This is a genomic window from Pseudomonas sp. 1L-E-NC-VB-C3 (assembly GCF_057291535.1).
This window is the reverse complement of the sequence record NZ_JBXAWD010000019.1, coordinates 47,966-73,128: the sequence shown is the minus strand read 5'-3', so window position 1 is coordinate 73,128 and position 25,163 is coordinate 47,966. Positions and strand designations below refer to the sequence as shown.

The following is a 25,163-nucleotide window of genomic DNA, read 5'->3' as shown; positions in this document are numbered from 1 at the left end:
CGTTTTTCCCCGGGCCATATTCCAAGGAGCAAGATCATGGCACTGAGTAATATTGGCGGGCTGCTGGAAAAACGTCGCTCGGCACTTCTTGAATACTGCATCGGTCAAGTGGCCAATGATAAATACCCTTTTCTGAAAACACCTGAAGACTTGTTTGAATTGCTGCGCATGGATCCTCTGGATACTTATCAGGTCAAGAGTTCCAGAGTTGCCGAAGCGATAAGTTGTGTGCAGCAGTACATCCATGCGGTGTATCGAAAGCTGGAACCAGGATTCCGGGATCACGAGTTCGACAAGCGTCATCTGCGCGAATGGGAGATTTTCAGCAATTATCCCGACTGGACCGTGCCCCACCAGATTTCATGCTATGCGGAAAACTTCATCGTTCCATCGGTGCGATTGCGCAAAACCAGTCTGTTCAAGAATCTGGAAAACAACCTGAACCAGGCCCGTCTGGACAAAGATACCGTGCAGGCGGCGCTGCAGGATTATTTGCAGGCATTCGAACAAGTCTGCGATCTCGATGTGATCAGCTGTTTCATGGACGGCGTGACACCGGCCAAAGCTGATTACTACTTTCTGGGGCGGCAGCGGGTGCAGCCGTTTCAGTATTTCTGGCGCAAGGCCGAGATCGAACTGGGCGCAACCAGCGTTTCGGTCAATCCGGCGGTCTGGAGTGAATGGCAGGCCGTGGAAATCCCGACCGCCGATCAGGTGCTGGATATCCGCCCCGTGTTCTGGAATGGCCGGTTGTGTGTGGTCTGGGCCGAATGGCGCGACGCGGTAGTCGCGAGCGCAGCGGAGTCGCTCAGCCCGAGCAAACTGGTGATCAATCTGGCATTCATGAAGCAGAACGGGCAGTGGTCTGCGCCGTTGTGTGTGCACAGTTCAGAACACAAGGACGAGGGTTTGGCGAGCTCCAGACTGATTGCGACGGTGCAGGTCGATTATCTGAATCCGAAGGGCAAGTTGGGGATTTTACTGACGGGCAACCTATCTTCGCCATCCGGCAGTCTGCGGGTGCATGGTGTCTACGACGTTCTGATGCGCCCCCTTCTGGACGGTGGCGCATGGCTGGATCTGGCGCTTGAGGAGCGATTTGTCAGCAACGATACGGTTCAGCACCCACTGAACAGTCAGGTGACTGTTGTCACTCGCATACAGACCCATGGTTCCCTGACGCCCTATCTCGACCTGCACGTTATGGCAACGCGCGCGGATGACAAAGATGTGCTGACGGTGCAGGGTTTTTGCAGCCCCTCGGGCCTGGACAGCGCTCGGTTGAAAATGGTGCTGCAAATTGCAGGTCTGCCTTCTGATAGTGACCCGCCGCCGATCCTCGAAGAACAGGATGCAGGCGGGGGCTGGGTAACTCAGTCGTGGACTGCCTCGCGGACGAAAGGCACCTGGCCCACGCCAGTCACGTTTTTATTCGCCTCTCCCACTTCCCCGACAGGACAGAAAGAGTTCGACCTGACGATTGTCGATCTCATGGATTTCGTCCCGCCAGCTCTGCACAAGAACAGTACCGACGGGGCACAGTTTCTTTCATTCAATCAAGCTGGACTGGCGTTGAAATTCATTCGGCTCAACTCCTTGTTTGGCTCGGAACTGGTGAGATGCTCGAATATTTCCGTGGACGCCGTGCTGGACTGGTCCAACCAGTTCATTCGCGAGCCGTCGCCGATCGGCGCAGAGTTCGTTGAACCACCCAATGGTGCCTTCGACGGTGCCAATGGTCTGAACTTCTGGGAGCTGTTTTTTCACCTGCCGCATTTGATTGCCACCCGGTTGCGCGACGAAGAACGCTTTCAGGAAGCGCAGAGCTGGCTGCATTACGTATTCGATCCACAGGCCACCGCAGATCCGGCCAATCCGCCGGTTCCGATCGCGAACCCGAAACCGGCGTATTGGCGTTGCCGGCCTCTGGATATCGCAACAGCGCCGGGCAATCCAGGGTGGGAAATCCAGAATCCCCTCGATCCGGATGCCATTGGCTATGCCGCACCCGCACATTTTCAGATCCTGATGTTCACCGACTACGTAGAAAACCTGATGGCGTGGGGCGATTGGTATTACCGACAATTGACCCGTGACAGTCTGGTGGCCGCCAAGCTTTGCTATGTCCAGGCCGGGTTTCTGATGGGCAAGGCGCCCACCGCCGACACAGCGACTCGTTGGCAGACCGACACCGTGGAAAACCTCTTGGACAATTGCGAATCGCGACCCCTGCTTGAAGCGCTTGAAAAAACGCTGGATTTCAACCTGGCAGATTACCCGATCGCTTCCGACACCCCGCCGATCCTGGGTTTGTTGGCCTGCGAACCTTTTAGAATTCCGATCAATCAATCGCTGCTCGACCTGTTCGCAAAGCCGCAGCAACGCCTTGATAACCTGCGCAACAATCTCACGATCGATGGCAAGCCGCTGGACGTGTTGCTGTTCAGCCCGATGACCGATCCCAGGCAATTGCTCCGCGATCTGGCCGCTGGTAGCGCGGCCGGGCCCAGACCGATGGGCGGGCGCCTGGTGGTCAATGCGTATCGCTGGCGGGTCACGTTCGAAGTCGCGTTGCGCGGGGTACAGAGCCTGCGGGATTTCGGCAGTCTGGTGCTGCGTCTGCTCGAGCAACGCGACCGTGCCGAGCAGGAAGAATCGCAGCAGAACCATTTGCTCGAGCTGGGTCGCTATGCCGAAACGGTACAGGAACAATCCATCGCCCAATTGGAGGCGAATGTCACAGCGCTGAAGCAGAGTCGGGCAATGGCGCAGGACCGGGCCGACGCCTATGCAATGCGTTACAGCGAAAACGTTTCGCCGATCGAGTATCAGGTCATGGCCAGTCTGCAGCAGTCGAAGACATCAGCACTGCAGGCCAAAGTTGTCAGGGTGGCAGGGGGCGTCATCGCGGCGTTGCCAAAAATCTATGGTACTTCCAACGGTGGCTTCAAACCCGAACACACTTTCGATGCGGTGGCTTTCGGCCTGGAGGTTTCTTCGTCATTGCTGCAAATCGACGCCGACCGACAGGCCACCACTGAAGGTTATCGCCGTCGCCGCAGTGAGTGGGCGCTGCAACGCGATCAGGCGCTGGCGGAGGTGGGCGCAATCGATGCGCAGATCGAAGCGCAAAGCCATGCGATCAACGCGGCGAGATCCAGCCTTGAACAGACGCTCAGGGCCAACAGCCAAGCGTTGACCATGTACAACTTCCTTAAAAAACGCGCGAGCAATGCCGAGCTGTTCGGCTGGATGCTTGGCCAGCTCAAGGCTCTGCACTATCAGGCGTACGACGCAGTCGTCAGCCTGTGCCTTAGTGCTCAGGCTTCACTGGCTGCCGAAACCGGGGATTATGATGCCCCCGTCCCTTTGCCTCAGGCCTGGCTCGATCACCGTTATGGTCTGGGCTCGGGTGAACAACTGCATATGTACCTGCTGGACCAGGAGCGCAGGCGCTTGCAAAGCTACGAGCGGCGGCCGGAACTGATCAAAACCATTTCCTTGCGGCAGTTGTTCGACGACAGAATCGAGCCTCAAGAGGGCATAACCAGCTGGGCAGATGCACACGCGCAATTGATGGCAACAGGTGTGTTGGAGTTCAGACTGACCCAGTTGTTGTTCGACCGTGATCATCCTGACCATTTCTGCCGGCAGATCAGTTCGGTGGAAGTCGATCTGCCTGTGCTGGCCGGTCCCTACGAGGATGTGCGGGCAACGTTGCTGCAGATCAGTAGCGTGACCGCGACCCGACCGACCACACAGTCTGTGCAGTATTTGCATAACCCCACCGCAATCGCACCTGGCGATCTGCTGTTCAACCTGCGCAGCGGTCAGCAGATCGTTTTGTCGGTCGGGCTTGGCGATAATGGCCAGACCCACCAGAAACCCGACGAAGGATTGCTCAACCCGTTTGAATACACGGGTGCCGTTTCCCATTGGCGGCTGAGTTTTCCTCGCCCGCTTAATCAGCCGCAAGCTGCAATGCTCAAATCCTTGACCAATATCATTCTTCGCGTGCGGTACTCCATCAAGGCCGGCGAGCCGACGTACGTCCAAAAGGTCACAGACCTGGTGACCGAGGCTGAAAACACCTACCTGGCGCGCCAACGCAACGGAGCCAGCGATCATGAATGAGCCCGTCGTGCAAAAAAATGAAAGCCTGCTGCTCAATGGTGACTTCAATGATCGGCTCAAAGAGTGGCGTACCAGCGGTAGGGTTGGCCTGGCGAGCGAGTTTTATGATGGCGAGTTAGTCAATTTCATGGAGGTCGGTGTCGGGGCTTCGGCCACACAGGAAGTCAAAGCTCCCAAAACCCCCGGTGCACAAGCCGGTTACGAACTGACGTTTTTATGTGAACTGCGGCCCGGCGTTTCATGGTCGGGCGAATCGGGCTGGTTGCACATCCGCAAGCGCGGTGAAGTGTTGATGAGCATCGAGCTCACGGCGCCAGAAGGTCGGAATCCGGAGCTCGAAAACGCCCGACGGCTGGCGGGACAGCCGCTTGAATTCAAGCCGCGCGCGTATCAACGGTCGCTGGATCAATTGGAATTCGTCAGCGATGACGCATTGAGCTTCGAGGTCAGCGGTGTCCCTGACAACACGGGCGACAATCGTTCGGCAATCTGCATCACTCGAATCGACCTGCAACTGAAGCTTGAACCGCTGCAACTGCAGACGGTGCGACTGGATAGCGAAGATCTGCCACCAGGCCAGACGTTATACCTTTGCCTGGGCGCTTCCCTTGGCGATGACCCGGACGACTCTCTGTTCATTCCCCACGGCCTGTCTTTTATTCCGGCAGACGGCAGCGCCTGGCTGGATACGAATATCGCATTGATCATTCACGGCAACCCGATGGAGTCAGTCAAGGCGACCCCCGACTGGGGCGCCTATCAACCGCTATTGTCGCAGTGGTCGCTCGATTGCCCGGATATGCAGGAGGAAAAGGCTCATGACTTCACGATAAGTCTGGTGAACCAGTACAACGCCGAGCCTTACACGATCGACGTGTCGTTGGGGCATCACCGATTAGCGCTTCGCGAAGTACAGTGCGCGGCTTATTACCCGGTCCTGGAGTATGCGCAAAGCGTCCGTTTGGGTGTGCAGGTTCTCTCTTACTACACCAGTCAGGCGCTTGATGGCCGGGAAGTCAGGTGGACGACTGCCGGGCAAGGTGTGCTGGGCACCAGCATCACTGATGAACAAGGCTTGGTCTACTTCGATTTCGTTCCTGAGCAAGCAGGCGATTTCGTCCTCACAGCTTCGGTCGACAGTCCTTATTACCCTAGTGGCGAGGTGACTCTCGAGTTTTCGGTCACGGTGCTGGCGACCGATCCCTGGATGGACTTGCGTTGCGTTGTCGAATCGCAGGTAACCCTGTGGAGCGCGATCGGTTATCCCAATCGTGGCACTGATTACCCCTTCATTGTGCGCTTGCCCGCCGACAGCCCTTTGCTGGCGACTGATCTATCGCTGCACTGGAGCGGCGTCGGGCATGAAGAGCTGAAGGTCACGGTCAACCCGCCACTCCAGCAACCGGTCGCTTTCGATGGGGACGATAGTCTCTGGACGCTGGCCTGCGAGGACTGGCTGGACGGTCGCTTCGAACTGTCATTGGTCTGCTCGAAGCTGTTACTGCCATCGCCGCGTAAACCCATGTCGCTGGCGCGCAACAAGGTCAGGATCGCTGACACGCGCGGCCCGAATATTACACCGGTCGTCGAGGACTCCGAAAAGACGTTGATGCGGGTGCAGGTGGTGCATGTCACTGACAAAGGTGCCGGTGAGCCAGTGATTGATGCAATCGTCGACTGGCAAACCCCCGAGGGCATTGTCGAGTCTCGTACCGGCAGTGGGGGCTGGGCCAGCCTGTATTACCGACCGTTGACGGCTTTGAGCAACGAGACGATTACCGCCAGTGTGAGTGCCTACGAAGGCGGACCGGCAGATGAACACTCATTTTCGGTCACGGCGTTTGCACGAGACGAATGGAAGGACAAGGTCAGCATCACGTTTGATGCCGTTCCGATTGCCCATGACGGAATCGCATGCAAGCGCGGCCAGAGGCATATCCTGACGGTCCGGGCATTAGCGGGCAGCCCGTTGATTGGCGAGGCAATTACGCTCGGATGGCGGAACGAAAATCCAGAGAACGGTCTGGCGGTGAGCGACCTTGACGTACCGAGAATATTGCGCGAAGGGGAAGATTTGAGTTGGTTGTTCAGCTCTGATCGTATCGAAAGTACCAGCAGTATTTTCGAGGTGAGTTTGCGCACCGACATTCTCACGAACAAGGATTTTTCTTGCCGACTGTTATCACCTGACCTCCATGAAGAAATGACCGTGGTCCTGGATCAGATGACCGATCTCAGGGGCCAGCCACTCTTTCCGTGTATCGGCGCTGTACATCGCTATATCTTCCGCACCAATGCGCTAAGCCCTTTAGTGGGTATTGCCATGGATCTGGTATGGAGTGGAAGCCCGGCGGCAGAGCTCGGAATCGAATTGAGTCCACCCCGCGGAAGCGAAAATTTTGTGGATGACAGCGGGTTTATCTGGACGCTGGACTGTTCAAAAAGTACCAAACCCGGTGTCTTCGCACTTCGGTTCGTTATCGATACCCATGGTTTCAGCGACATCAATACGATGACCCTGGGCCACAATAAAATCACTATCGAAGACGCCCGTGCATCTGCGGTGGATCCGGTCATTGGGCAGGATCCTGCGTGGATGTGGCTGAAGGTACGCTCCCCTTATCGTCCCGACCTCGCTCTGGATCAAGTGCCTGTTCAATGGACAGGCGACGGCAGCACCGAAGAGCACAGGACGGCTGCCGACGGCTGGAGTGGTTTTCCCTTTGCGCCATCCACCGCAGGTGAACATGTGGTGACAGCGGCGGTTATCAGCCCTTATGACCGTTTTGAAGAGCGCCGAACCATGAAGGTTCTAGCGCTGGAAGGGGATCCCTGGGCCGGATTTGAATACAGTTTCGACTCCCAACCGTTTCAGCCACTGGGTCAAAGCGCTGAGTTCCCTCGGCGCAAGGGGCAGCACCAATTGCGCGTGAGTGCCCCGGCGGGCAGCGCGTTGTTTGACCAGCACCTGACGCTGGGCATGACCGGCACCGGGCCGACGGAATTGGGCATGCGCTTCGAGGAGCCACGTCTGGGTGACCCCAGGCTTTTCTCGAGCGCTGGAATGACCTATCGGTTCAACGCGGGCGACCTCAAGGACGGGCGTTTCGGCCTGCGCTTTTCCTCGGCGCGGTTGGCCAGGCTTTCTCCGGTTATTGCAATGTCGCTGGGGCAAGGCGCGCAGGTGGTAAAAATTGCGGATCGTTCGCGCAGCAGTCAGACGCTGTTTTGGGGCGAGGCTGTATCTGAGCAGATCACCATTGTGTCGGGCATCAGTGGCAGACCGATGGTGGGGATGAAGGTTGTCTGGAGCAGTCCGGACCTTGGTGAGGTGACCACCACTACCAACTTCTACGGTGAAGCGCGGATACGGTTTGTGCCGACGACACCGGGTGCGGCGCAACTGACCGCTACGGTGGGCGATGCGCTGTATTCGGAGTCGATTTCTTTACCGTTTGTTCTGCACGAGCCCCGGGAGATCAAGGAACTGATCAGCGCTGATCCGAGCGGGTATCCGGGGCAGGTGATGACCGCGCAAGTCCTGGTAGTGTCAGCCAGTACCGCGCAACCCTTGGCCAATGTCGAAGTGATGTGGGAGTACGACCGCACCTCGCTGCCGACAACCCTGACGGATGCCGAAGGCAAGGCAACGGCGCGCATTGTCTTGGGAGGAGCAGGCGAGGCTGCATTGCGGGCGTCGGTAAAGGGTGGTTTGGCTGGCTGGGTGGTAAAAACGCTCTGGTTGACCGTCACTGAGTGTCCAGCAGCGGTGGAATCCGTTGTTGCGTCGCCTAATCCGGTTCCCTTGCAGACCTACGTCTCCATGACCGCGCTGATTGTGGCCAAGGAGGGGCGAGAGCCCATGCCCAGACGGAAAATCCTTGTTTCCACTAATGGAGCACCGTTCACTGAGTCGTTTACCGATCACCGCGGGCGATACCAGGCTCACTGGCGGCCGATGAACCTTACGGAGCAGATTTCGCTGGTCGTCAAAGTAGAAAACAGCGACGGCACTTCGGACAGCGGCGCAGTGTATGTTGCAGTCACCAACTGATCGAATCTGTCAGATCGCAGCGGTCTTTTTCCAGCTCATGTAACTTGTCACCAGTCCGGCCCCCAGCTCGGCGGGCCGAACATCCATCACTGCAACGCCATGAGCAGTCAGCCGCTCATGGAGTTGCGAGCGGGCATTGAGAAAATCGATGGTGCCGCAGTAGGCGAGCGCCTCGGGCAACGTTTGCACCGTGGTCTGGCGCAATGTATCCAACGCCTGTTCACGCAGGCTCGCCACCAGCACCCGATGTTGTGCGCTCAGGCGTTTGACTGCGGCCAGCAGTTGCTCGTCTTCATCGCGCAAATTGGTTACCAGCACTACCAGCGCCCGGCGCTTTTGGCGGGCCAATAGCTGGTTGGCGGCAGCCTGATAATCGGCGGGGCGCTGAGTGCTCCCAAGGTCATAAACAGCGTTGAGCAAGACATTCAGTTGGCCGCTGCCTTTAACCGGCGCGACATGGCGCGGCTTATCACCGGCAAAGGTACTCATGCCCACCGCATCCCCTTGGCGCAACGCCACATAACTGAGCAGCAGGCAGGCATTGAGCGCGTGATCGAAGTGCGACAGCTCACCGTCCTGGCTGCGCATCTGCCGGCCGCAGTCGAGCATGAAAATGATCTGCTGATCTCTTTCGTCTTCGTACTCGCGGGCAATCGGTGTGCGCTGACGGGCGGTGGCTTTCCAGTCGATCTGGCGCAGGCTGTCGCCCTCGCGAAATTCGCGCAACTGATGGAATTCCTGACCCTGACCGCGACGTTGTCGCTGGCGCACGCCGAGCTGGCTGAGCCAGTTGTCGACGGCGCGCAACTCGCCGCCGTAAAGCCGGGCGAAGTCCGGGAAGACGCGGGTCTCGTCGCGGACGCTGAGCAGGCGTTTGCCGGACCATAATCCCAAAGGGCTGGGCAGGTTGACTTCGCACTGTTCGAAGCTGAAATGCCCGCGTTCGAGAGGACGCAGACGGTAGCTGATCTGGCTGAAATGGCCGGGTTGAAGCTCGACAAGCATCGGCAGATGTTCAAACGCCAGGCTGTCGGGAACGTGGTCGAAGAGTCCAATGGCCAGTGGCTCGGCAAATTCATGGGCCACCTCCAGCTTCACCTCCGCCCAGCGCCCCAATGCCAGGCTGCCGGGCATCTGTCGCTTGATGCGCGGCGAGGGCAGGCGTCTGAGGCGCACAGCGTCGATCACCGCCAAGGCCAGCAGCGCCAGGAGCAAACCCCAGTTGATCGAAATCAGGCTGGACGGGAGGTCGATCTGCAACGCCTGCAACGCGCCGAGCACGATACTGACAACCACCAGCAGGGCCAGCCAGATCAGCAGCAGCCGAGACGGTTTCACAGGCGCGGCGCCGGCACTTGATCGAGCAATTGCGTGAGCACCTGATCGACCTGCAGGCCTTCGATATCCAGCTCCGGCGCGATGCGCACGCGATGACGCAACACCGCCAGCGCGCAGCCTTTGATGTCATCCGGGATTACAAACTCGCCGCCGCGCAACAACGCCCGGGCACGGGCACAGCGAACCAATGCAATCGAGGCGCGTGGCCCGGCGCCGAGGGTCAGCCCCGGCCAGGTGCGCGTGCTGCGCGCCAGGCGCACGGCGTAATCGAGGACCTGATCGTCCAGCGGCAAGTCACTGGCGATGCGCTGCAAGGCTTGAACATCCTTGGCTTGCAACACCGTGCGCAGCGGTTGCACATCGAGCATGTCGGCGCGGGTCGAACGACAGACCTGACGGACCATGTTCAGCTCCTGATCGGCGTCGGGGTAATCCATGCGCACCTTGAGCATGAAGCGGTCAAGCTCGGCTTCCGGCAGTGGATAGGTGCCTTCCTGTTCGATCGGATTCTGCGTCGCCAGCACCATGAACGGTTGCGCGATGGGCAGGGCGCGACCTTCGAGTGTCACCTGGCGCTCCTGCATGGCTTCGAGCAACGCCGCCTGGGTTTTCGCCGGGGCGCGGTTGATCTCGTCGGCCAGCAGCAGGTTGGTGAACAGCGGGCCTTTGCGCAGCTTGAACTGCTCGGTCTGCAGGTCATACACGGCGTGACCGGTGACGTCGCTGGGCATCAGATCAGGGGTGAACTGGATGCGCGCGAACTCGCCGCCAAAGCATCGCGCCAGTGCTCGCACCAGCAAGGTTTTGCCCAGGCCGGGCACGCCTTCAAGCAGCACGTGGCCGCCGGCAATCAGCGCGGTCAGGACAGCGTCGACCACCGCATCCTGGCCAATCAGCGCCTTGTTCAATTCGTTGCGCACTGCCTGCGCCAACTGGCTGGCGCGCTGGCGCTGCTGGGCGGCGTGCGTCGCGCTGCCGGGCTCGATCTGTTCAGTCATAACGCGTTCCTCAAGGTTTGCAGATGAGCGACCTGACGGCTGAATTCGGCGCTGGACAAACGCTGCTTCGGTCGTGGGCTTAGGGCCTGGCTGATGGCGCGGGTGGGTTGCCGGGTCAGGCGCGATAACGCCAGCCATTGTTCGGCCACATTCAATTGATCGAAACCGGGATGGCGGCGGCGCGCGCGGCGCAGGATGTCTTGTTGCAAGGCTTGGAGCAGCGCCTGCTGGCCGTTGTGGCGCAGGAGGAAATCGGCGCTGGCGCGCAGATGCTCCAGCAGTTGACGGCGACCCGCTGGCGCGGGCATTTGCACCGGCCCGTGGCGCACGCTCGCCTGCCACAACCACAGACCGATCAAGGCGAGCAGGGCGACAATGGCCTGCGCAAAGTAGCGCCAGAGCAACGTCCACAGACCATCGTGCGCGGTGTTGTAAATCAGCGTGACGTCGGTGTCGGCGCTCAGATACCAGAGCAGCCAGGCGTTGTCGTATTTGCCGATAGCCGGGGTTTTCCACAGCTCGGCATCGGTGACCACGGTGATCGTGCCGAGGCCGTACACCCGTTGCATCATGTGCGTGGCTTTGGCGCTGTTGGCCCAGGCTTGCGCGACATTGTTCGGGTCGTCGAGGTGGAAGTCGGTGTCGAAACCGGCGTAGGCCGGCGCGTCTTCATCTTCCAGATACAGTTTGGTCAGTTTCGGGAAGCGGTCCTTTTCCCCGTCCTCGGGAGGATCTTTCAAGTCCTTGCTCAGCGATTGGTGCAGTTGCACCTTATCGAGCAGCAGATCATTACTTTGCCCGGTTTGCGCATCCCACAACGATTCGGCGACGAACACCAGACGTCCTCCGGCGCGAGTCCAGTTCAGCACCTGATCGACTTCACGCGGCGTCATCCGTGCGCGCTCGCCGAACAGCAACAAGGTGTGGCTGTGCGGATCAATCTGCGGCAGCACCGTCAAGGTCTCGGCGTGGCTGACCGCGAGGCCGCGCTCGCGCAGGAACATTTCTGCCGCCAGATAGGGATTGGCTTGCGCAGCAGGCGAGGGGCCGTGATCGATGACTTCCTGATAAGGACGGGCTTTGAGGTAGAGGAACAGACTCAAGCCGCCAAGCAGCAAAAGCGCCAGCGCAGCCAACGACCCGCCGATGCGCCGGTTCAATGCCCGGATCCTTTGCTGAACAATTCACGCCAGCCGTTACACAGCTCTGCTTGCAGGTGCGCGGCTGGAAGTCGGTGCCCGTAGGCCATGTTCTGCCAGTGAACAGTGAGGTTGCGGCTGTAGGCGAGCAGGTCCGGGCGTTGCAATTGCTCGATGCGGGTGAGGATCTGGCTCTCGGTGTCGGCGGCTTTGAGCGTCAGGTCGAAATCATGCAGCAGATGACTGAGCAGGCCGCGATAGAGCAGGCCCAGCGCGGCGCGAGGTTCGCTCAGCCACAATTGTTCGGCACTGGCGGCGATGTCATCGGGAAGGGTTTCACGGTTCAGATCCAGCCCGAAGACGTGTGGCGCCGCCGGTGGTTTGCTGCGCGCTGGCAGGTTCGGGCGACGACTGACGAAGGCCCGGAGAAATTCGCGATAACGCCAGACCAGCCAGCCCAGCGCGGCAATCAGCGCGCCCCACAACAGCACTTCAATCACGTTCGCCAAGGCATCAAGGTGTCGACCGTCGAGCCAACCGAGAAGGGTTTTCAGCCACTGCGGAGCCTCACCCGGTTGCGCGTCCTTGGCCGGGCTTGCCGGGTCGTCTCCGAAGCGATAGCGGGTGACGCTTTCCTTGTTCTTGAACGGCGGTTGTTCGAGCAGCGACTGGATGCTGTCGCGCGATGCCTGACTGGTCAGCGGCTGATTGAGCAACCGTGGAGCATCCGGCGTATCGCTGGCCCATACCGGTTGCAGGTTCGGCAGCAGCAGACACGCCGCCAGCAACACACCGAGCACGCTGCTGTTCAAACGCTGGCGCAAACGGCGGAAAACCAGCTCGATGTCCCAGGCTTCCAGTTGCGTGCGACGGTTCAGGTACAGGCTGAAGCCGCAGGCGACATACACCGGTCCCCAGGCCACCAGGATCAGCGCATAAAAAACGTTGGTCAGGTGCTCCAGCCAGCGCCAGTCCTGATCGGCGGCGAGCAGCAGCGACTGCCAGTCCCAGTCGGTTTCGATCTGCTGCGGCAAGAGCATGTAGAACAGCAGCATCAAGCCGATCCACAGTGCGGTTTCCAGATGCACGCCGATAATCGTCAGCCATTGCGCGGCGCCACCGTTGCGTTGCAGCAGCACCTGCAGACGTTGTTGTCTGGCCTCGCCGTCGAGCCCTTCGAGTTGGGTCACTGGCAGCACAAAGCTGCGACTCAGGCTCAGCCGGCGCCAGGTCAGACTGGCCAGCAGTTGCGGCTTGAGCAGGCGCGGCCACTCGCGCAAGGCTTGTCTGAGGGTTGGCGTTTCACCGAACAGCGCTTTGGAGAGGATGTACAGCGGCAGGCGTTCGTAGGCCGGTTTCAGCCACCAGAAAATGAACACCGCCAGCGATGGCGAATCCCACAGCAACAGGCTGAGCAGGGCGAACAGCGGCAGGGTGACGATCGCCCAACTGGTCATCAACAACCGCCGATGCTGCTGGCTCATCAACACACCCAGGTCCATGGCTTCCCAGGTCGTGCGCGGGCGGATCACTACGCTGGCGTCACTCAGGCGCATGACGAATCCTTCCGGCAAACAGCAGATACACCGCGACGGCCAGCCACAGCGCGGCGCCGACGGCGTATTTGGTCAGCGGCGTTACGCTGGTTTTCGACGACCAATAAGCCTCGATAAAGGCTGCGATCAACAGGAACAGCATGGCCCCACACACCAGCAACACGCTTTTGCGCGCGGCCAGGCGCAGCGCCTCGCCCCATGTCAGACGTCCGGGGGCGATCAGCGCCCAGCCCAGCTTCAGGCCCGCCGCTCCGGCGAGGGCGATGGCGCTCAGTTCGAACGCACCGTGGCCGATCACGAACGACCAGAAGGTCTGGCCGAAACCGATCTCGCTGAGATGCCCGGCCACCGCGCCGATGATCATGCCGTTGTAAAGCAGGAAAAAACCGCTGCCCACGCCCATCAGCAAACCGCTGGCGAACGTCTGAAAGGCGATGCCCGTGTTGTGCATCACGTAATAGCCGAACATTACCCAGTCTTCGCTGGCCGCACGTTCCGCTGAGCGGCCGAGGTGGCCGGCAACGGGGTCGTACATGCCTTGCATCTCGCGCACCTGCTCGGCCGGGATCAGGTTGTAGATCAGTTCCGGGTTCAGATAAACCAGCACGCCGAAACCGATCAGGCTGCCGAAGAACAACAGGCTGGCGGCCGCAACAAAACGCCACTGTTCGCGCACCAGTCGCGGGAAGTCGGCGAGGATAAAGCTGATGATTTGCGCCCCGAGCCGACTGCGATGCCGATAGAGCTGTTGATGGCCGCGCAGCACTTGTTGTTGCAATGAATCGATCAGAAAACTGCTGTAGCCGCGCGCCTGGGCCAGAGCCAGATGTTGGCAGAGACGTCGATAGGCCTTGGGGAAATCGCTGACTTGCGCTGTCTCCTTGCCTTGTTCTAGGCGTTCGAGCGCCACGGCGAAGCGCTCCCATTCGGCCTTGTGGCGACTTTCGAACAGGCTCTGCTTCATGCGCTCGGCCCCAACAGGCCGCGCGCGATGCCGTTGAGTTCAGACACGGCTTTGGGCGCAGAGATGTGCAGCGGCTGCGCCAGCAATGCCGCCAGCTCGTTGATCCGTGCGGGAGAGAGCTCGGCCTGACGCTCGGCGAAACCGAGTACCGCGCGTTGTTCGCTCAAGGTCAGCGGAACGGGGCTGCGGCGAGGTTCAGCGTCAGGCAGTTGCGGACGGCTCAGCGGGCGTTCGCTGTAAACCACCAAGGTGCCGGCGGCAATGTCGCCGAGACGTTTGAAGGTCGGGTGTTGCAGGCAACTGAGCGCACCGAGGAAATAGCCGAAGGGCAGTAGATCGACAAAGCGCAGCAGGTTGCGCAATAGCGAGGCCGACCAGCCGATCGGCGTGCCGTCATCGTGCACCACGCGCAAACCCAGCCATTGCTTACCCGGCGAACGGCCCTGACGCAGCACCTCGAACAGCACCATGTACCACCAGCTGATGGCAAACAGCAGCAAGGAACCGAGGCCCATGCCGAGCTTGCCGAGAAATGCCAGCGCGATAAACAGCACGCCGAGGATCAAGCCGCGAATGCCTAGATCGATGGCAAACGCCACGGCGCGCACCATCAACCCGGCGGGGCGCAGTGGCAGATCGATGCCTTCCGGCGTTTCGACCTGATGCCGGGTATCCAGCGGTGCTTTCCTTCGCGGTGCTGTGGGCTCGAGCATGGGCTACCTGATGTTCGCCTGTTCGGGATGCAAGTGCGCCTGATGCTAGCAGCCTCTCGGGTGTGGGAGCGAGCCTGCTCGCGAATGTGGTGGATCAGTCAGCCTATGTGCAACTGACGGAAAGCCTTCGCGAGCAGGCTCGCTCCCACAAGGGCAATGCATTCCAGTTGTAGGAATCTGGAGAAATTGCTGTTCGAGGGCGACCAGGCTGGCCGTGGCAACCCTGAAACGCCTAGACTTCGCCGATCTTCTGTTCAGGATTCGCCCGTGACTTCAATCTTCTGGTACGACTACGAAACCACTGGCATCAATCCGCGCAACGACCGACCGCTGCAGGTGGCCGGGATTCGCACCGACCATGCGCTCAACGAGATCGACGAGCCGGTCAATCTCTATTGCCAGCCCAGCGAGGACATCCTGCCGCACCCGGCGGCGTGCGCGATCACCGGCATCACCCCGGGCCAGCTCGCTGAAAAAGGCCTGAGCGAAGCCGACTTCATGACTCGCGTACATGCGCAACTGGCCGCACCGGGGACCTGTGGCGCCGGTTACAACACCTTGCGTTTCGACGACGAGATGACCCGCTACAGCCTGTATCGCAATTTCTTCGACCCCTATGCCCGTGAATGGCAGGGCGGCAACAGTCGCTGGGATCTGATTGATGTGGTGCGCGCCGCTTACGCATTGCGCCCCGATGGTCTGGTCTGGCCGACCGATGATGAAGGCCGCGTGACCCTCAAGCTCGAACGCCTCACAGCGGCTAACAATATCGATCACGGCCATGCCCACGAGGCGCTGTCGGATGTGCGCGCCACCATCGCGTTGGCGCGGCTGATTCGCGAGAAACAACCCAAGCTCTACGAGTGGCTGTTCCAGTTGCGCAGCAAACAGAAGGTGATGGATCAGATCCGCCTGTTGCAGCCACTGGTGCATGTGTCCGGGCGTTTCTCGGCGGCGCGCAGTTATGTCGGCGTGGTGTTGCCGCTGGCTTGGCACCCGAAGAATCGAAACGCCTTGATCGTCTGTGATCTGCATCTTGATCCGCAGGGGTTGCTGGACCTCGATGCGCAAGCCCTGCGTCAGCGTCTTTATACCCGTCGCGATGAGTTGGCCGAAGGTGAGTTACCGGTACCGCTCAAGCTGATTCATATCAATCGCTGCCCTGTTGTAGCGCCGCTGGCGGTATTGCGCGCACAAGACCAGCAGCGCCTTGGGCTGGACATGGCGCTTTATCATGAGCGGGCAGTGCGACTAACTGACGCACAACAAGTCTGGAAAGATAAAGTCGCGGCGATTTATGCCAGCGAAGATTTCACTCCCAGCGAAGATTTCACTCCCAGCGAAGATCCCGAGCAGCAGTTGTACGATGGATTTATCGGTGATCGTGATCGTCGTTTATGCGAACAAGTTCGAACGGCGGATCCTGCGCAGTTGGCGCAAGAGCAGTGGCCTTTCGATGATGAACGTTTGCCTGAATTACTTTTTCGATATCGAGCACGCAACTTTCCGGACACCCTGGATGTGGCCGAGCAAGAGCGCTGGAAATTATTTTGTCAGCAACGCCTGACGCAACCAGAGGCAGGTGCGCCGAATACCGTGCAGTCATTTATCGAGGCGGCAGAGCAATGGTCGCTTAGTGCGTCACCGATGCAGCGAGAGGTGCTCAATGACTGGCAGAATTATGTCCAGGCATTACGCAAACGTTTGAATCTGTGAAATCGAACATGCCCGGACAATAAATTACGGGCATAAAAAAACGCCAGCGCTAGCTGGCGTTCTTTTGTTCGCGGATCGCTCTGCGAAGGCGTTGCGGCTTAGCCCAGCAGGGTCGCCCAGCCTTCAACCACGTCGCCGCCCCACTTGGCTTTCCACTCTTTCAGAGTCTTGTGGTTGCCACCTTTGGTTTCGATGACTTCACCGTTGTGCGGGTTTTTGTATTGCTTAACTTTGCGTGCACGCTTGGTGCCGGTAGTTTTCACTGCGCCGCCGCGTGGAGCCTTGGATTTGGCTTCTGGATCCAGCAGCGCGATGATGTCACGCAGGGACTTGGAGTATTCACCCATCAGCGTGCGCAGTTTGCCTTCAAATTCCAGTTCGGCTTGCAGTTTGTCGTCTTCGGACAGGTTCTTCAGACGGGCTTGCAGCTCTTTGATGGCTTCTTCGGTGGCGCGATATTCGTTGATCAAGGACATGAGTACTACCTTTTGTAGAATGCTGAATGACAGGGGACAGTGCCGCAATAATAGTCAGGCTGTTTCATCAAGTAAACATTTAGATCGGCTTTTTATTTAAATGAGTTACAGGAATTAGCCGCGCTTTGAATGTTCCGTTAAATAATGTGATGCAGTCAGCACAGATATTTACAGTTGTCTGACAAAAGCCCCGCTAAAGCGTCACGGTCTTGACGTAAGACCTGCGTCAGAAAGCCGTTTGTCCATGCTTTGTCCCACCCGGCGCGTATGCGTACTGCAGTTTTCCTGCGCAGTCGCTAGAATGGCGGCCTTTGTGAAGTTCTGGAGTTTCCCCCTCATGCGCACTTTTCGGCTGGTGATTTCTTGCCCGGACCGCGTTGGCATCGTTGCCAAAGTCAGTAATTTTCTGGCCTCTCATAATGGCTGGATCACCGAAGCGAGCCACCACTCTGACAATCAAGTGGGCTGGTTCTTCATGCGTCACGAAATCCGTGCCGATTCCCTGCCGTTCGGTATTGAAGAATTGCGCGAGAAGTTCGCGCCGATCGCCGAAGAGTTCTCGATGGACTGGCGCATCACCGACACCGAGCAGAAAAAACGCGTGGTGCTGATGGCCAGCCGCGAATCCCACTGTCTGGCCGACCTGCTGCACCGCTGGCACAGCGACGAACTGGATTGCGAAATCGCCTGCGTGATCTCCAACCATGACGACCTGCGCAGCATGGTCGAGTGGCACGGCATCCCTTACTACCACGTGCCGGTCAATCCGCAGGACAAGCAACCAGCATTCGACGAAGTATCGCGGCTGGTCAAACAGCACGACGCCGAAGTGGTGGTGCTGGCGCGCTACATGCAGATCCTGCCGCCGGACATGTGTCGCGAGTACGCGCACAAAGTCATCAACATTCACCATAGCTTCCTGCCATCGTTCGTCGGCGCCAAGCCGTATCACCAGGCGTCCCTGCGCGGCGTCAAGCTGATCGGCGCAACCTGCCACTATGTCACTGAAGAGCTGGACGCCGGCCCGATCATCGAGCAGGACGTGGTGCGTGTCAGCCACAGCGACAGCATCGAAGACATGGTGCGTTTCGGCCGTGACGTCGAGAAGATGGTGCTGGCCCGTGGTCTGCGTTATCACTTGGAAGACCGCGTGCTGGTGCACGGCAACAAGACAGTCGTGTTCTGATCGAGCACGACACGCTTGAAAAACCAAGGGCCTGGGCGTTGAATCGCTCAGGCCCTTGTCATTTGAACCCGAGGAAAAGTCATGAGCGATCCGCTGGACAAAGCCACTTCCAAAGCGCCCGCCACTCTCGGCGAGGGTTGCCTGAGTCGTTACGACCCGGATGACATGAGCCCGGACGACGGCACCGGATTCCCCGGTGCCGCCGAGCTTTGGGAGCAGCTCCAGCAAGAGCAGGACGAACCTAAGAAGCCTGCCTGACGTTCATCAACTTCTTCAGCAACGGCTTGCCCAGCATCAGCACGAACACCGGGCCGCCAACCAGCAGATAGAAGTAATACGTCACCACGCGCCAGATCAGGATCGCCGCCGCTGCGGTGGATTTGCCCACCATCGGCGCGAGCAGCGCAGCCGAGGTCAGCTCTGCCGCACCGGCACCGCCGGGTAACAGACTGAACTGGCCGGCGCCCAGCGAGAGCATCTGCACCAGAAAGCTCCACGCCCACTGCAAATCCGCGCCGAGCCCGCGCAGGGCCAGATACAGCACGCTGTAGCGCAGCAGCCAGTGCACGCAGGTCAGGGCGAACACCTGAACCAGCGTCTGCCAGGGCAACTTCAAGGTATCGGTAAACGCTGCGAGAAAGTGCAGCAACTTGCGCGCCCAGCGTCGACGAGTGCGTGCCGTCACGTTCATTCCTGCCAACAGCCGCCCGCTCAGGCGAATCAACGCTCGGTGATAACGCGCGATCAACACGCAACTGAACAACCCCCCAAACAACGAAACGGCGCTGACGGTCAGCAGCCACTCGAGGCGATCGCTCAGGTGCTGGAACAGCGCATAGATCAGAATCCCGCTGAGTGCGCAGAGAAAGAACAGCAGATCGCTGAGCTGATCCATGGCAAACACCGCGCTGCCCCGCGCCGGACGCACGCCGCACCGGGCGAGCAATGCCATGATCGTCAGCGGTCCGCCACTACCGCCGGGCGTGGCGCAGTACGCGAACTCGGCCGCCATCACCACGCCGAGGCTTTTCAAGGGCGCGACTTTTTCTCGCTGGTCGCCGAGCAACAAACGCAAGCGCAGCGTATTGATCCCCCAGCAGAGCAGAATCATGCCGAACATGATCAACAGCCAGTTCAGCGGAAAACTGCGCAGGCGCGACCAGGTCTCGCCGCCGCCGAGCAGTACCGGAATCAGTACCGCCGCCAGCAGGCCGATCAGCAACAACAGGCTGCGCTTCATGCTGCGCGTTCCAGCTGACCGCGCTGTCGGGCCAGCCAGTCGATCTTGGTCAGCGGCACGCGTCCCTCCGCCAGCAGGCGTTGCAGCGTGTGCAACCAGTAATCGCGAGAAAAGCGGTGACGCATGTCCACCGGATGCAGGCCCAGACGAATCACCGATGCCTCGCGCCAGCGCTGTTCACGCTGGTCGCTGACGATTTTCGACAAGCCACGACGCCAGGCACTGCGCGCACTCCACACCAGCCCCGGTGCATCGATGGCGCTGAAGTCGGGCAAGCGATAAAGGTGCTGCGGATCGCTGGTGTAGCTGAGCGGCAATTCGCGCAAGGCCTGACGGGCGCCGTCGCTCATCAGCCAGGCCGGGGCGACGAAACCCTGCACCGGCCAGTCGTAGCGCTGAAACATGTCCAGACCTGCGTGCAGGCGGGCAAGGGCAGCTTCGCGGGACAGGCGGTAAAACTCGCCTTCATGGGTGTAGACCCGGCGCATGAACCAGTCGCGCGGGGTGTTTGGCATGGGTTCCTGATCGTCGTGGTAGTAGCCGTGCAGCGCCAGTTCATCGCCTCGGGCGACCCTGGCATCGAGCACTCGGCGAAACGCCGGGTTGGCGTCAAGCGCATCGTGGCGATGGAAATCCGGCACCACCAGCCACGTCATCGGCACATCACCCAAGGCATCGACAGCCTCGACGAAGGGCTGGTAATCCGCCCACGTCGAGGGCGCCACATCATGCAACACCAGGCAAACAGCTTTCATTTCTTCAACCATTGGCCACCCGTGGCAGCGTATGGCCGAGCACGGCGTGATAGTGGCTGAGCAGGCTGTCGACCACGGTGTCCCAGGCATAATGCCGTTCGACGTGCTGGCGCGCCTGTTGACCGAGGCGGGCGCAGCCGCGACTGAACAGCTCGCGCACGGCATTGGCCATGGCCTGCGGATTGTTCGGCGCACAGAGCAGGCCGCAGGAATCGTTGACGATCTCTTCAAACGCCCCGGCCGCCACCGCCACCACGGGAATGCCGCAGGCCATGGCCTCAAGGATGACCAGGCCGAAGGTTTCCTGGTCGCCGGCATGCAGCAGCGCATCGGCGCTGGCCATCAGCCGCGCGACTTTCGGCGCCAGGCAGAATTCGTCGATGACGCTGACGTTGTCCGGCACCGCCGCAGGCATCGACGAGCCGACCAACAACAAGTGATAGCGCGGACCGAGGCGTTGCATGCACTTGAGCAGCACCGGCAGGTTTTTCTCCTTGGAACCGCGCCCGGCAAAGATCAGCAGGCGCGTGTCTTCGGCAATGCCCAGCTCGGCCCGCAGCCCGGGGTCGCGGGCGTCGGGATGGAATGTGTGCAGATCCACGCCCAGCGGTTGCACATGGACATTGCGTACACCAAGCCCGATGAGCTTGTCGGCCATGACCTGGCTCGGTGCGAGAACGCGGTCGAAATTGCCGTAGAGACGCGTGACATAAGCCTCGACATTCGGTGTGACCCAATGGCCCATGCGATTGCCCGCCAGCAGCGGCAGATCCGAGTGATAAAAGCCGATCACCGGAACGTCCAGCTGCCGCCGCGCATCCAGCGCCGCCCATGCGGTGAGGTAGGGATCGCCGACTTCGATCAGATCCGGCTGCAGATCCTGCAGGACGTTTCGCCATGGCGCCAGCCGCAGCGGGAAGCGATAGCCTTTGCCAAAGGGCAGGGCGGGCGCTGGAACCGTATAAATGCCGTCATGTTCACCCAGTCTCGCGCCGGGGATCAGCAGGCTGTGGCGAATGGCGTTGCGCTCGCCAAGGCGACGGTGTTTGGCATCCAGATAAGTCCGCACGCCACCGCTGGCCGGGGCGTAGAACATGGTGATGTCGGCGATATGCACGGTGAGCAACCCTCCGCTGTGTTGTTCTCCCTTGATTGACCTTTATCCAGAATAGATGTTCGGTCGGGATTGCGCGGTGGGGTGTCAGTCGGGTTTCGTTGAAAGGTAGATATTCGCGAGCAGGCTCGCTCCCACAATGGAATGCATTTTCCCTGTGGGAGCGAGCCTGCTCGCGAAGTGGCCAGTCGCCGCAGCTTAAATCCTGAAGCTGCCAACCAACTGTTTGAGACGCGAAGCCTGCTGCTCCAGATCCGAACAAGCGCGCAACGTCGCTTGCAGGTTCTCCACGCCTTCCTGGTTCAGCGTGTTGATCTCGGTGATATCGACATTGATCGACTCGACCACAGCGGTTTGTTCTTCGGTCGCGGTCGCCACCGACTGGTTCATCCCGTCGATCTCGCCAATGCGCAGGGTCACGCTGTTCAGGCGTTCGCCGGCGAGGTTGGCGATCTCGACGCTGTCCTGGCTGTGGCGCTGGCTGTCGCTCATGGTGCTCACCGATTCCCGGGCGCCGACTTGCAGCTCCTCGATCATGGTCTGCACCTGTTGGGCCGATTCCTGAGTGCGGTGCGCGAGGTTGCGCACTTCGTCGGCCACCACGGCAAAACCACGACCGGCCTCACCGGCGCGCGCCGCTTCGATCGCCGCGTTCAGCGCCAACAGGTTGGTCTGCTGGGAAATGCTGGTGATCACTTCGAGAATCTGGCCGATGTTGACGGTCTTGCTGTTCAGCGACTCGATGTTGGTGCTCGACGCACTGAGCATGCTCGACAGCTGGTTCATCGCTTTGATGCTGCGCTCGACCACTTGCTGGCCATCCTCGGCCAGACCCCGGGCGTCGCTGGCCTGATTCGACGCTTGCGCGGCGTTGCGGGCGATTTCCTGGGCGGCGGCGCCGAGCTGATTGATCGCGGCAGCAACGCTGCTGGTGCGCGAAGCTTGCTGGTCGGAGTTGTACATCGACGAGTTCGACGCAGCGACCACGCGCAGGGCGACCTCGTTGACCTGGCCGGTGGCCGAGGACACTTCGCGGATCGAACCGTGAATACGCTCGACGAAGCGGTTGAATGCGGTGCCGAGGATGCCGAATTCATCGTTATTGACGATGTTCAGGCGTTTGGTCAGGTCGCCTTCGCCGTCGGCGATGTCTTCCATGGCGCGGGTCATCACGTGCAGCGGCTGGATCAGCAGGCGGATGAGCATGCCGAGCAGGGCAATGATGATTACCACGGCAATGATGGTTGCGATTACCGCTGAGGTGCGGAATTCGCTGAGCATCGCGTAGGCCTGGTCTTTATCGATCGACAGACCGATGTACCAGTTCACCGACGGCAGGCCTTTGATCGGAGCGAAGGTGACGATGCGGGTTTTGCCATCAACTGTCACTTCGCTGAAATCGCTGCTGATGCGCGGCGTGTCCTGCGGGTAGGCTTCTTTGAGCGACTTCATTACCAGGGCCTTGTCCGGGTGGACGAGGATCTTGCCGTCGGCGCTGATCAGAAACGCATAGCCCATGCCGTCGAAATCCCGCGCGGCGAGGGTGTCGATCAGCGATTGCAGGCTGAGGTCGCCGCCGACCACGCCGACGCTCTGCCCGGCCTTTTTCGACGCGGTGGCGATGGAAATGATCAACTGGCCGGTGGCCGCATCGATGTAGGGTTCGGTCAGGGTCGAGGTGCTGCTGCTTTCGGCACCTTTATACCAAGGGCGTACGCGCGGATCGAAACCGTCCGGCATCTTCACGTCCGGGCGGATGGTGAAATGCCCGGTGGCATCGCCCAGGTAGGTGGCCATGAACGTCGAGGTCAGGCTTTTCTGTTCCAGCAGGCTGGCGACCGTGGCAGGTTCCGGGTTGATGGCGATGTTCTGCGCGGCGTTCTCGATCAGCAGAATGCGCCCGCTGAGCCAGGTCTGGATGTTGCCGGCGGTGACCTCGCCCATTTCATTGAGGTAGTTGTTCAGATCATCGCGGATCGCATTGCGCTGCAGCCAGTCGTTGTACAACGTGAACGAGGCAAAAGCGGCAATGACGATGAGAGCGGCGGCAAGCAAAATCTTATGGCTGAAGCGCAGGTTTTTGTTCATGGCTTGGGGTTCCGCTAAGGTCTTAATGTCCTGGGCGTGCTTTGATAGAGACGCGCACTATGGGCAAGGTTGAAAAATTGATATTTCCGGCTCTCCTTAGGGAAATGTCCGACCCGGTTTTCTGGCGGGTCTGTCCAATTTATGTATCGGCCATGTGTCATCAAAGATTAACCATTGGGTGAGAAAATGCCTGACTCCTCGCAACTCGTTATCGGCGCTGATCCGGCCGCGCAACCCATCGCTCAGGCCATGCGCCTGGCCAACCGCCACGGCCTGATCGCCGGCGCCACCGGCACCGGTAAAACCGTGACGTTGCAGCGCCTGGCCGAAGCGTTCAGCGACGCCGGTGTGGCAGTGTTCGCTGCCGACATCAAGGGCGACCTGTGCGGCCTCGGTGCTGCCGGCAACCCGCAGGGCAAAGTGGCCGAGCGCATCGCCGGCATGCCCTGGCTCGGTCACACGCCCCAGGCTTATCCCGTCACGCTGTGGGACATCCACGGTGAATCCGGACATCCGTTGCGCACCACGCTGAGCGAAATGGGTCCGCTACTGATCGGCAGCCTGCTCGAGCTGACCGACAGTCAGCAGTCGGCGCTGTACGCGGCCTTCAAGGTGGCGGATCGCGAAGGGCTGTTGCTGCTGGATCTCAAGGATCTGAAAGCGCTGCTCAATCACCTCAAGGACAATCCACAGTTGCTCGGCGAAGACGCCGCGCTGATGACCACCGGTTCCAGCCAGGCACTGTTGCGCCGGTTGGCGACGCTAGAACAGCAGGGCGCCGAAGCCCTGTTCGGCGAGCCGGCGCTGCAACTCGAAGACATTCTGCAACCGGGCGCCGATGGCCGTGGACGTATCCATCTGCTCGACGCCAGCCGTCTGGTGCACGAGGCGCCGAAGGTTTACGCAACGTTCCTGCTGTGGCTGCTGGCCGAGTTGTTCGAGCAACTGCCCGAGCGCGGCGACGCCGACAAACCGCTGCTGGCGCTGTTTTTCGACGAGGCGCACTTACTGTTCGGCGACACGCCCAAAGCTCTGCAGGAACGGCTTGAGCAAGTGGTGCGCTTGATTCGTTCCAAAGGCGTTGGCGTGTATTTCGTCACCCAGTCGCCAGCGGACCTGCCGGATGACGTGCTGGCGCAGTTGGGCTTGCGCATTCAACACGGCATGCGTGCGTTCACCGCCAAAGAGCAGAAATCCCTGCGTGCGGTTGCGGATGGCTTTCGGCCGAATCCGGCGTTCGACAGTCTGTCGGTACTGACTGAACTGGGAATCGGCGAGGCGCTGGTGGGAACGCTGACCGAGAAGGGCACGCCGGAAATGGTCCAGCGCGTGCTGGTGGCACCGCCGCAATCGCGGATCGGCCCGCTGACTGAAACCGAGCGCACCGTGCTGATCGCCGGCTCGCCGTTCAAGGGCCGTTATGACAAGCCGATCGATCGCGAGTCGGCCTATGAAATCCTGATGGGACGCAAAGGGCTGGCGCCCGAGGCTGAAACACCAGCGGGCAAAGCTGCGGCCGAAGAGCCGAGCCTGGCTGACCGCGCTGGCGAATTCCTCGGCACGGCGGCAGGGCAGGCGCTGAAATCGGCGATGCGCCAGGCGGCCAATAATCTCGGCAAGCAGTTGGTGCGCGGGTTGATGGGGTCGCTGCTCGGCGGCAGCAAGCGCCGCTAAAAGCAAAGATCGCAGCCT

At 60.1% G+C, this 25,163-nt stretch carries 17 protein-coding genes and 1 pseudogene; 6 read left to right on the top strand and 12 right to left on the bottom strand.

Annotation, left to right across the window (positions count from 1 at the left end; all coding sequences use genetic code 11):
- Positions 1-36: 36 nt before the first annotated feature.
- Together AC0Z5Z_RS24535 and AC0Z5Z_RS24530 are read left to right on the top strand one after the other, a co-directional pair.
- Positions 37-4,134, top strand: a complete 4,098-nt coding sequence (locus AC0Z5Z_RS24535) for a Tc toxin subunit A-related protein (protein ID WP_485611764.1) — start codon at positions 37-39, stop codon at positions 4,132-4,134.
- A complete protein-coding gene (locus AC0Z5Z_RS24530; RefSeq protein WP_485611763.1) occupies positions 4,127-8,188 on the top strand; it encodes an Ig-like domain-containing protein in 4,062 nt (1,353 codons plus the stop codon). Before AC0Z5Z_RS24535 ends, AC0Z5Z_RS24530 begins: the two co-directional genes overlap by 8 nt.
- Before the next feature lie 9 nt (positions 8,189-8,197).
- Here AC0Z5Z_RS24530 and AC0Z5Z_RS24525 read toward each other — a convergent pair whose 3' ends face one another.
- The 6 genes from AC0Z5Z_RS24525 to AC0Z5Z_RS24500 are packed head-to-tail and all read right to left on the bottom strand — an operon-like array spanning position 8,198 to position 14,896.
- Positions 8,198-9,526, bottom strand: coding sequence for a DUF58 domain-containing protein (locus AC0Z5Z_RS24525; RefSeq protein ID WP_485611762.1), 1,329 nt, complete (start codon positions 9,524-9,526; stop codon positions 8,198-8,200).
- Positions 9,523-10,524, bottom strand: a complete 1,002-nt coding sequence (locus AC0Z5Z_RS24520) for an AAA family ATPase (protein ID WP_041479813.1) — start codon at positions 10,522-10,524, stop codon at positions 9,523-9,525. The genes AC0Z5Z_RS24525 and AC0Z5Z_RS24520 overlap by 4 nt, the downstream gene beginning before the upstream one ends.
- Entirely contained in the window at positions 10,521-11,684 is a 1,164-nt protein-coding gene (locus AC0Z5Z_RS24515; RefSeq protein ID WP_485611761.1) for a DUF4350 domain-containing protein, read from the bottom strand. Before AC0Z5Z_RS24515 ends, AC0Z5Z_RS24520 begins: the two co-directional genes overlap by 4 nt.
- A complete protein-coding gene (locus tag AC0Z5Z_RS24510) occupies positions 11,681-13,219 on the bottom strand; it encodes a DUF4129 domain-containing protein (RefSeq protein ID WP_485611760.1) in 1,539 nt (512 codons plus the stop codon). The genes AC0Z5Z_RS24515 and AC0Z5Z_RS24510 overlap by 4 nt, the downstream gene beginning before the upstream one ends.
- Positions 13,206-14,183 carry a stage II sporulation protein M gene (locus tag AC0Z5Z_RS24505; protein WP_460058965.1) on the bottom strand — a complete coding sequence of 326 codons (978 nt, stop codon included), beginning with the start codon at positions 14,181-14,183 and terminating at the stop codon, positions 13,206-13,208. The genes AC0Z5Z_RS24510 and AC0Z5Z_RS24505 overlap by 14 nt, the downstream gene beginning before the upstream one ends.
- Positions 14,180-14,896, bottom strand: a complete 717-nt coding sequence (locus tag AC0Z5Z_RS24500) for an RDD family protein (RefSeq protein ID WP_460058963.1) — start codon at positions 14,894-14,896, stop codon at positions 14,180-14,182. The genes AC0Z5Z_RS24505 and AC0Z5Z_RS24500 overlap by 4 nt, the downstream gene beginning before the upstream one ends.
- A 267-nt stretch (positions 14,897-15,163) precedes the next feature.
- Between AC0Z5Z_RS24500 and sbcB the strand changes: the two genes are divergently transcribed.
- Entirely contained in the window at positions 15,164-16,612 is a 1,449-nt protein-coding gene (sbcB, locus tag AC0Z5Z_RS24495; protein ID WP_485611759.1) for an exodeoxyribonuclease I, read from the top strand.
- 98 nt (positions 16,613-16,710) lie between these two features.
- Here the strand turns inward: sbcB and mvaT are convergent, their stop codons facing one another.
- On the bottom strand, positions 16,711-17,088 hold the full coding sequence (gene mvaT, locus AC0Z5Z_RS24490; RefSeq protein ID WP_016773476.1) for a histone-like nucleoid-structuring protein MvaT: 378 nt from the start codon (positions 17,086-17,088) through the stop codon (positions 16,711-16,713).
- Between the two features lie 337 nt (positions 17,089-17,425).
- On the opposite strand from mvaT, the gene purU reads away from it, so the two are divergent.
- Complete coding sequence (purU, locus tag AC0Z5Z_RS24485) at positions 17,426-18,274, top strand: formyltetrahydrofolate deformylase (protein ID WP_041479808.1); 849 nt, start codon at positions 17,426-17,428, stop codon at positions 18,272-18,274.
- Between the two features lie 81 nt (positions 18,275-18,355).
- Positions 18,356-18,532 (top strand): hypothetical protein, encoded by a 177-nt coding sequence (locus AC0Z5Z_RS24480; protein ID WP_177434899.1) that lies wholly within the window; start codon positions 18,356-18,358, stop codon positions 18,530-18,532.
- On the opposite strand, the gene gpgF is transcribed toward AC0Z5Z_RS24480, so the two are convergent.
- From gpgF to AC0Z5Z_RS24455, 5 genes and pseudogenes are all read right to left on the bottom strand, one after another.
- Positions 18,516-19,514, bottom strand: a complete 999-nt coding sequence (gpgF, locus tag AC0Z5Z_RS24475) for a glucosaminyl phosphatidylglycerol flippase (protein ID WP_137214015.1) — start codon at positions 19,512-19,514, stop codon at positions 18,516-18,518. The genes AC0Z5Z_RS24480 and gpgF overlap by 17 nt on opposite strands.
- Positions 19,511-20,281: an N-acetylglucosaminyl phosphatidylglycerol deacetylase gene (gene gpgD / locus AC0Z5Z_RS24470; RefSeq protein ID WP_252878781.1), complete on the bottom strand. Its 771-nt coding sequence runs from the start codon at positions 20,279-20,281 to the stop codon at positions 19,511-19,513. Before gpgD ends, gpgF begins: the two co-directional genes overlap by 4 nt.
- Positions 20,274-21,386: an N-acetylglucosaminyl phosphatidylglycerol synthase gene (gene gpgS, locus AC0Z5Z_RS24465; protein WP_485611758.1), complete on the bottom strand. Its 1,113-nt coding sequence runs from the start codon at positions 21,384-21,386 to the stop codon at positions 20,274-20,276. The genes gpgD and gpgS overlap by 8 nt, the downstream gene beginning before the upstream one ends.
- 195 nt (positions 21,387-21,581) lie before the next feature.
- Positions 21,582-22,346, bottom strand: a complete 765-nt coding sequence (locus AC0Z5Z_RS24460; RefSeq protein WP_425375757.1) for a methyl-accepting chemotaxis protein — start codon at positions 22,344-22,346, stop codon at positions 21,582-21,584.
- Between the two features lie 93 nt (positions 22,347-22,439).
- Positions 22,440-23,471: pseudogene (locus AC0Z5Z_RS24455) on the bottom strand (HAMP domain-containing protein); the annotation flags it as partial.
- A 186-nt stretch (positions 23,472-23,657) separates the two neighbouring features.
- Between AC0Z5Z_RS24455 and AC0Z5Z_RS24450 the strand changes: the two are divergent.
- Positions 23,658-25,145: a helicase HerA-like domain-containing protein gene (locus AC0Z5Z_RS24450; RefSeq protein WP_095181632.1), complete on the top strand. Its 1,488-nt coding sequence runs from the start codon at positions 23,658-23,660 to the stop codon at positions 25,143-25,145.
- Positions 25,146-25,163: the final 18 nt, after the last annotated feature.